Annotated in this window: 9 protein-coding genes and 1 pseudogene; all 10 read right to left on the reverse strand. The window is 69.9% G+C overall.

The annotated features are described in order from the left end of the window. Positions 1-390, reverse strand: a 390-nt coding sequence (locus B2R83_RS05060; RefSeq protein ID WP_292038776.1) for a hypothetical protein, incomplete at its 3' end; no start/stop codon positions are given. Positions 391-405: 15 nt separating this feature from the next. After that, positions 406-618: a hypothetical protein gene (locus tag B2R83_RS05065; protein WP_292038778.1), complete on the reverse strand. Its 213-nt coding sequence runs from the start codon at positions 616-618 to the stop codon at positions 406-408. A 22-nt stretch (positions 619-640) separates the two neighbouring features. Next, a complete protein-coding gene (locus tag B2R83_RS05070) occupies positions 641-1,537 on the reverse strand; it encodes a universal stress protein (protein ID WP_292038780.1) in 897 nt (298 codons plus the stop codon). A 13-nt stretch (positions 1,538-1,550) separates the two neighbouring features. Then, positions 1,551-1,799, reverse strand: coding sequence for a hypothetical protein (locus tag B2R83_RS05075; protein WP_292038782.1), 249 nt, complete (start codon positions 1,797-1,799; stop codon positions 1,551-1,553). Between the two features lie 18 nt (positions 1,800-1,817). Next, positions 1,818-2,261: a GreA/GreB family elongation factor gene (locus tag B2R83_RS05080; RefSeq protein ID WP_292038784.1), complete on the reverse strand. Its 444-nt coding sequence runs from the start codon at positions 2,259-2,261 to the stop codon at positions 1,818-1,820. Positions 2,262-2,705: 444 nt separating this feature from the next. After that, complete coding sequence (locus tag B2R83_RS05085; RefSeq protein ID WP_292038786.1) at positions 2,706-4,409, reverse strand: AMP-binding protein; 1,704 nt, start codon at positions 4,407-4,409, stop codon at positions 2,706-2,708. Positions 4,410-4,548: 139 nt separating this feature from the next. Then, a complete protein-coding gene (locus B2R83_RS05090; RefSeq protein WP_292038788.1) occupies positions 4,549-6,216 on the reverse strand; it encodes a 4Fe-4S binding protein in 1,668 nt (555 codons plus the stop codon). Then, positions 6,213-6,716 carry a DUF3306 domain-containing protein gene (locus B2R83_RS05095; RefSeq protein ID WP_292038790.1) on the reverse strand — a complete coding sequence of 168 codons (504 nt, stop codon included), beginning with the start codon at positions 6,714-6,716 and terminating at the stop codon, positions 6,213-6,215. Before B2R83_RS05095 ends, B2R83_RS05090 begins: the two co-directional genes overlap by 4 nt. 11 nt (positions 6,717-6,727) lie before the next feature. Next, positions 6,728-7,168 carry a DUF3305 domain-containing protein gene (locus B2R83_RS05100; RefSeq protein ID WP_036208347.1) on the reverse strand — a complete coding sequence of 147 codons (441 nt, stop codon included), beginning with the start codon at positions 7,166-7,168 and terminating at the stop codon, positions 6,728-6,730. A gap of 2 nt (positions 7,169-7,170) precedes the next feature. Further along, positions 7,171-7,374, reverse strand: a pseudogene (locus B2R83_RS05105) (hypothetical protein); the annotation flags it as partial.

The raw sequence follows: 7,374 nt of genomic DNA on the forward strand, positions 1-7,374 counted from the left end.
TTCGCTGCGGCGGCGGCAGGCGTCGAGCGTGGCGTCGCCGACACCCGCCATGCGCATGCTGCCTTCGCCGCCGACCCGGCAGCCGTGCAGCAGCGTGAAGCGCATGCGCGGCAGCGTGCGCATCGCCAGGCGCAGGCTGTCCAGGGAGGACGGCGACAAGTCCGTCGGGAACAGCGCATGGCCGTCGCGGCGCTCGAGGGACTGGCGGCCGGCGCGCACCAGCAGCACGGCGCCCGCGCCGGCACGCAGCGCCGCCAGCGCGCGCCCGGCGTTATGCCTTACCGGCCAGCACGGGTGTGCCTGCCAGTGGAGCACCTGCATCTCGCCCGCGGCCGAAGCAGCGGCGGGGTGTCGGCTGAGGCCGTCCTGCGGCATGGTGGTGGTATCCACATCATTCCTCCTCGATCACATCGCCATGGCCGCGGCCTCGCCCAGCACCAGCAGGCTGGCCAGCATCGCCGCCATCCCGGCCGCCAGGCCGCCGGCAACCATGCGCCGCCAGCGGGCGCTGCGCTCCAGCAGGCGCTTCGCGAAGCGGCGCTTGCCCTTCCTTTCCATGCCGGGCCGCGGCTGCGCGGCGGCATCCGGGCTGCTTCCATCCGCTCGATTCCACTTCATGTCCATTCCTTCTTCGATTGATTCACGCCGCCAGTCGGCGGTCGCTGCCGTCGCCCTGCCGGTCCGGTCCGACCAGGAGGTCGCATGCGCCCTCGTCCATCAGTTTTTGCATCACGTTGGTGCTCGACAGCCGCGCGCCGGGATGGCAGGCGCCCCGTCCCAGCACCAGCAGGTCGGCCTGCTGGCGCCGCACGCAGTCGCGGATGACCTCGTACGCGCGGCCGGCGTGTACTTCGCGCCGCCCCGGGGGCACATCGCGCAGGAACAGCTCGACGAATTCGTCCAGCTTCCTGCGCGCGGCTTCCCAGCCCTGCTCCCGGTACGAGCGGATGACGCGCGGCGGCAGCTCCAGCTCGCGCATCATGGCGGTCTCGGGCTGCTGGAAGGCGTGCACGAACACGAAACGGGCGTTCGGCGCCAGCAGCGCGGCCGTGCGCGCCGCCGCCAGCGAAGCGCGCGAAAAATCGGTCGCCACCACCACGTTGCGGTAATCGTGGCGCGGCTCGCCGTGCACCAGCAGCACGGCGCCGCGGCACAGTCGCACGACATCGGCGTCACGCGAGGGCCGCGCCCACAGCGGCAGGCGCGGCCGCCCGCTGCCCGCCATCAGCGTCAGGTCGGCCTGGATGCTGTCGGCCGTGACCGCGATCACGTCGGCCGGATGGCCGCGCCGGACCATCCACACCTTGTCCAGCTCGGCCGGCGGCGGGAAGCTGCTGAGCGCCCTGGCTTCGCCATCGACCAGCGCCCTGAGCCTGCCGCCATCCACCTGGACGTGGCTGTAGGCGGTGGTGGGACGCAGGCCGTTGCCGGCGCGCTTGACGGCCAGCACGTCGAAGGCCTCGACGCCCAGCGCGGGCGCCAGCAGCGAGGCGCGCATTTCCACGCGGCCGGGATGGGCCTGGTGTATCGCGAGCAAGATCCGGTCGATTCTACGCACGGTGTCCTCCATGAATGCTGTCCTCTGGCGTGCCATGTGCCGGCGCGCTGGCCGGCTGCTCTTGCCCGTAGCGCTCGGCCTGTGCGAGTCCGGCGGCCGCGCGCCCGCGCGTGTGGACCAGCTCGGCAAGCGCTTCATCCAGCCGCCGCTGCAAGGCCGCGATACGCTGGCCGGCGGCCGCGATGCGCTCTTCGATGCCGGGCTTGCGCCCCGGCGCTGGCTTGTGCTGGATCTCGGTCATGGCTTCTCCTTCAAGTACTCAAACCGGCAGGGGCGCGGGCGGCTGCACCTCGACGATTTCCAGGCGCAGGGTGCGCCCGAGGGCCAGGTCGACGTCGACGGTGCAGCCCTCGGCGTGGCCGAGCAGGCCCAGCGCAAGCGGAGCCAGCACCGAAACACGCGGCGTCATGGCTTGCGCATCCTGCGGACAGGCGATGACGACGGTATCCAGGTCGGCGCCGCCCCGGGTGCGTTCATGGATGGCGGTGCCGCAGGCGGCGACCCGGTAGCGCACGCTCGCGCCGAGCGAGACGCGGCGCTCGCCGCCGTCGCTATCGCCGCCGGGAAGCGTGCGCGATACCGCGGTCAGGTGCGCGAGGCGGCGCACGGCGGCCTCGACCCGGCAAGGGTCGGCCGATCGTGCCCGCACGAAGCGTGTCAGGACAGCCAGGTCGTGCTGGCTGAGGTAAGTAGTGGTGCACATGGCTTGCCTTTCCCAGCCCGTTCAGGCTGGCCAATAAGAACGAATGGCGTGCCGCGGCAAATGCATCCGCATATGCGCAGCGCTTCAGACGATGCTTTGGAGGGGGCTCGGGAGAGTGGGAAGCTGGGCTTCGCCGGCTCTCGCCGAGCTCAGGAGAGGCAGGCGAGATCGCGCGTCGACAATTGTGCGAGACGAGCGTGGAAGACGCTCAGTCCGAGCGACAGGGGAAGGTGGGAGAAAACCTGCGAGACGCCGGCAGCGCACACGGCAACAGCGCGCGGGGTCCGCACGCTGGAGGAACAACAAATGCCGTAGGAAGAAATGCAGTGCATGCCGAGGTCGGATTTCATCAATTGGATACCGGACCAGTATATACCACCTGTTTTTTTCGTCAACCGAGCTGGACCGGGGCGCAAACGCCGCGCCACGCCAGCTACGGGCGGCTCAGGCAGGGAACTCTTCCTCGCGGTACTCCACGCCCTGCCCTTGCGCCTGCGCCGCCCCGGCGGCGCGCCCGGCTTCTTCCTTGCGCAGCTCGACGCGCCGGATCTTGCCCGAGATCGTCTTGGGCAGCTCGCGGAACTCGATGCGCCGGATGCGCTTGTACGGCGCGAGCCGCTCGCGCGCGAACGCGAACAGCGACGCCGCCAGCTCGCGCGACGGCAGGACGCCCTGGCGCAGGGTGACGAAGGCCTTCGGCACCGACAGCCGCAGCGGGTCCGGGCTCGGTACGATCGCCGCCTCCAGCACGGCTTCGTGCTCGATCAGGACGCTCTCGAGCTCGAAGGGGCTGATGCGGTAATCCGAGGACTTGAACACGTCGTCGTTGCGCCCGACGTAGAAATAGTAGCCGTCCCCTTCGACCGTGGCGGTGTCGCCCGTATGGTAGTGGCCGGCGCGCATGACGTGGGCGGTCTTCTCTTCGTCGCCCTCGTAGCACATCATCAGGCCAAGCGGCGCCGGGTCGAGCGAGAGCGCGATCTCGCCTTCCTCGGCGGGCTGCTCGTCGATGTCGAGCAGCGCCACCCGGTAGCCCGGCAGCGGCCGGCCCATCGAACCGGGCTTGATCGGCTGACCCGGCGGATTGCCGATCTGGCAGGTGCTTTCCGACTGGCCGAAGCCGTCGCGGATGCGGATGCCCCAGGCCTGCTCCACCTGCTCGATCACCTCAGGGTTGAGCGGCTCGCCGGCGCCTACCAGCTCGCGCAGCGGCGGGCGCCAGGCGCTCAGGTCTTCCTTGATCATCATGCGCCACACCGTCGGCGGCGCGCACAGCGAGGTCACGCCGCAGCGCTGGATCGTATCGAGCGCGGCCTTGGCGGAGAAGCGCTCGTAGTTGTAGACGAAGATGGCGGCGCCCGCGTTCCAGGGCGCGAAGAAACAGCTCCAGGCATGCTTGGCCCAGCCCGGCGAGGAGATGTTCCAGTGGACGTCACCCGGCTGCAGTCCGATCCAGTACATGGTCGACAGGTGGCCGACCGGATAGCTCTGGTGGCTGTGCAGCACCAGCTTGGGCTTGGCCGTGGTGCCGGAGGTGAAGTACAGCAGCAGCGGGTCGGTGGCGCGGGTCTCGCCTTCCGGGGTGAAGACGGACAGGACGTCGCGGCTGTCGGCGAAGTCGCGCCAGCCGTCCGGCTTCTCGCCGGCCGCGGCGCCCACGGCGATGCGGGTGAAGCTGCCCGCCATGCCCTCGAACTTGTGCGCCTCGGAGGCCTGGGCGATGACGTGCCTGACACGGCCGCGCTCGAGGCGGTCCTGCAGGTCGGCGCCCGAGACCAGCATGGTGGTCGGCACCAGCACGGCGCCGAGCTTGATCCCGGCCAGCATGATTTCCCAGAGCTCGACCCGGTTGGGCAGCATCAGGAGCACGCGGTCGCCGCGCTTGACCCCGCATAACTGCAGGTACTCGGCCACCTGGCACGAACGCGAGGCCATGTCCGCGAACGAGATCTTCTGCTCGAGGCCGTCTTCTTCGACCACCCACAGCGCGGTGGCGTGGTTGTCCCTGGCCATCTGGTCGAAGTAGTCCAGGCCCCAGTTGAAGGCGTCGAGCTGGGGCTGCCGGTACTCGCGGTAGGCGGTGTCGTAGTCGAGGCGATGCTGTAGCAGGAAGTCGCGCGCTTGCAGAAAGCGCTGGGTCGGCGTCATGGTGTCTCCTGGTCGCTAAGGTGGCATGGCCGCGTTGGCCATCCCTGGCCATTTTGCCATGTTTGCACACGCTGTTGTAGGGTGAGCGGGAGTAATTCAGGCCGGTGGCCTGCATGACAAACCGCCCACCCCACGAGCATCAGTCTCGCCTGAGGGCGGTGACGCGCATCTCGTCGCGCGGCTCCATCATGTCGATGACGCGGCAGTCGCCGCACATGCGCAGGCGGTCGAGGTGGCCGCTGAAGGCGGGATGCGAGGCCAGGCGGCCGAGCATGTTCTCCACCATCTGCAGGGTGCCGAAGGGCTGGTTGCAGCGGATGCAGTGGAAGGGCTCGGACTCGTTGAGCACCACGGCCTGGCTACGGCTCTCCATGAAGGACAGGCGCGGCGCGAGCGTGATGGCGTTTTCCGGACAGGTGCTGGCGCACAGGCCGCACTGGACGCAGTTCTTCTCGATGAAGCGCAGCAGCGGCGCGCCCTGCCCGTCCTGCAGCGCCCCGGCCGGGCAGGCGCCGACGCAGGACATGCACAGGCTGCACGCCTTGCGGTCCACCTCGATCGCACCGAACGGTGCGCCGGCCGGCAGCGCCACCTGCTCGGGCTTGACCGGCGCATGGCGGTGCAGGTGCTCGAGGGCGTAGTCGAGCGTGTTGCGCTTGTCGTTCGCCAGGTGGAACACGGCCGGCTCGCCGGGCGTGCGGCCGCGCGGGGCGTGGCGCAGCGCCACCGCCAGTTCGTCCGGCGCATCCACGCGCAGCAGCTGGAAATGCGGGCCTTCGTAGCCGAGGCCGCCGAGTACCGCCTGGGCGATCTCCATCTGCTGGTCCAGCAGCGCGGCGTACTGGGGCGCCTCGCGTCCCGTCAGCAGCACCGAGATGCCGGCCGCGCCATAGGCCACGGCGGCGAACCAGACGTCGATGCCGGTCGAGGCGGTATGCTGCAGCGCCAGCGGGATCACGCGCCCGGGCAGCGACTCGCCGAGCTGGGCCAGCAGCGCGGCGCCGTGTTCGGGGTCGTGCAGCACGAAGACCGGATCCTGCCCGCCGCCCTCGCGGTAGGAACGCAGCGCCGCCTGCATGCGCTTGCCGGTCAGCGCCGCCGGCGGGAAGGCATAGCTGATGGCGCCGGTCGGGCAGGCCGTGGAGCAGGCGCCGCAGCCGGCGCACAGGTAGGGGTTGACCTTGATCCGGTCGCCGTCGTCCTGGATCGCTTGCGCCGAGCAGATCTCGATGCAGGCGCTGCAGCCCTTCTGGCCGTTGCGGCCATGGGCGCAGCTGCGTTCCTTGTACGCGAAATACTTGGGCTTCTCGAAGTCGCCGACCATCTCGAGCATGGCCTCGACCGCCTCGCCACGGGCGGCCTCGTCGTAGCCGGGCGCGTAATAGCCGTGCGGGCGCTGGTGGCTGGGGATCAGGCGGCTCGGGCTGAGGTCGAGCACGAGGTCGAAGCGGCCCTGCTGGACCGGCTGTCCGGGCGCCTGCCAGCGCCCCTCGAAAGCGCCCAGCCAGCCCGCCACCGCGACGGTGCGCGCCACCTGGACCGGATAGGGGCGCACCGGCATGGTTTGCTGGCTGTCGAGCAGCAGCACGGTGACCGGCAGCGCGCCGGCGAGCCGGTCGGCCCAGGGCAGGGCCTGTTCGGCCGAGCCCACCACCAGGGTACGTCCGCTGGATTGGTAGCTGACCGTGATCGCCGGCTCGAACACGGGAATGGCCTCAAGCGCCAGGATGGCCGCGCCCCGGGCCTGGACATTGCGGCCTTCCTGGACCGGGTCGAGCGGCGGATGATCGGCAAAGCGGTTGTTCATGCGTTCCCTTGTCGTGTGGACGGCGGCGCCTGCTCGTGTTCCGTCACTGGCTGCTGTTCCTGTGCCTGCGCTGCCGCCGCCTCGGCCTGCTGCTGCCGGTCGTCGAACAGGCGCGTGACCAGGCCCTGCGCATGCTTGAGCGAAGCCAGCATGGCCGGGGTGAGCGGCGCCGCCTTGTTGTAGTCGTTCATGTAGATATCGAGCCCGTCGATCGCGTTGAAATGCGGATCGGCGAACAGTTTTTTGAGCGCCAGGCGCCGCACCGACTGGTCGACGCCCTTGGCCACGAAGGCGGAAAAGTCGGCGTCCGGGGTGAGCCGCGCCGCGTCTTCGAGGGTCGGCAAGGGGACACGCGGGGCCGCTTCGGCTTCCTGCATGGCGCCCGCGGGAGGCTGGCCCACGGGTACAGGGGGCGCCGGGGCGCGCGGGTCTTCGGCCGGCGCGTCTCCGCCGGATGACTTCAGCCGCGCCCAGCGCCGGAAGAAACCTTCTTCTGACATGCTGGCTCCCCTCATCCGTGCTGGCGCCCGCGCCGTCCGCGCGGCTTGGGCTGGTAATGCTCGCGCAGGTAGCCGGCCACCCAGGCATAGATCTCGGCCGGCATGGCGACGCCGTCGGCCTGTTCGCCCGAGTCGAACATGCGCGTGCCCTCGACGTAGCTGACCGAGGCGCGCACCGGGATGGCCTTGCCCTCCTCCATGCGCCACAGCACGAACACCTTCGATTCCGGCGCCATGCAGTTCTCGTAATACCCTTCGTTCTCGTCGGTGTACAGCTCGAGTTCGAGGCCGGAGACGAGGTAGTAGTCGCGCTCGGGACTTTCGCTCAGCACCTGCAGGCGCGGCAGCTTGCCGCGGTCCGGCACCACGCCGACCGCTTCCCAGGCCTCGTCGGCCCAGCGGTGCTGCACGGCGCGGCGCTGCATGATCACCGCGATTGGCATGCTTCCCATCTTCATTGCTTGTTCGCCGTCTTGGGGCTGTGTTCCTTCTCCACCGCCGGTGCCGCGCCCTTGGGCACGGACCGGGTCTGCCTGGCCTTGACGTCCTCGCTCGGCGCCGCGGTACCCAGCTTTTCGCTCTTGATCGGGACGTTGGCCGCGTTCAGGGCCTGGGGACTGTAGGGCGCGGCGCCTGTGGCGGGCGCGGCGGCGGCGGT

The sequence above is a fragment of the Massilia sp. UBA6681 genome (assembly GCF_002454935.1).
Classification (GTDB): domain Bacteria; phylum Pseudomonadota; class Gammaproteobacteria; order Burkholderiales; family Burkholderiaceae_D; genus Telluria; species Telluria varians.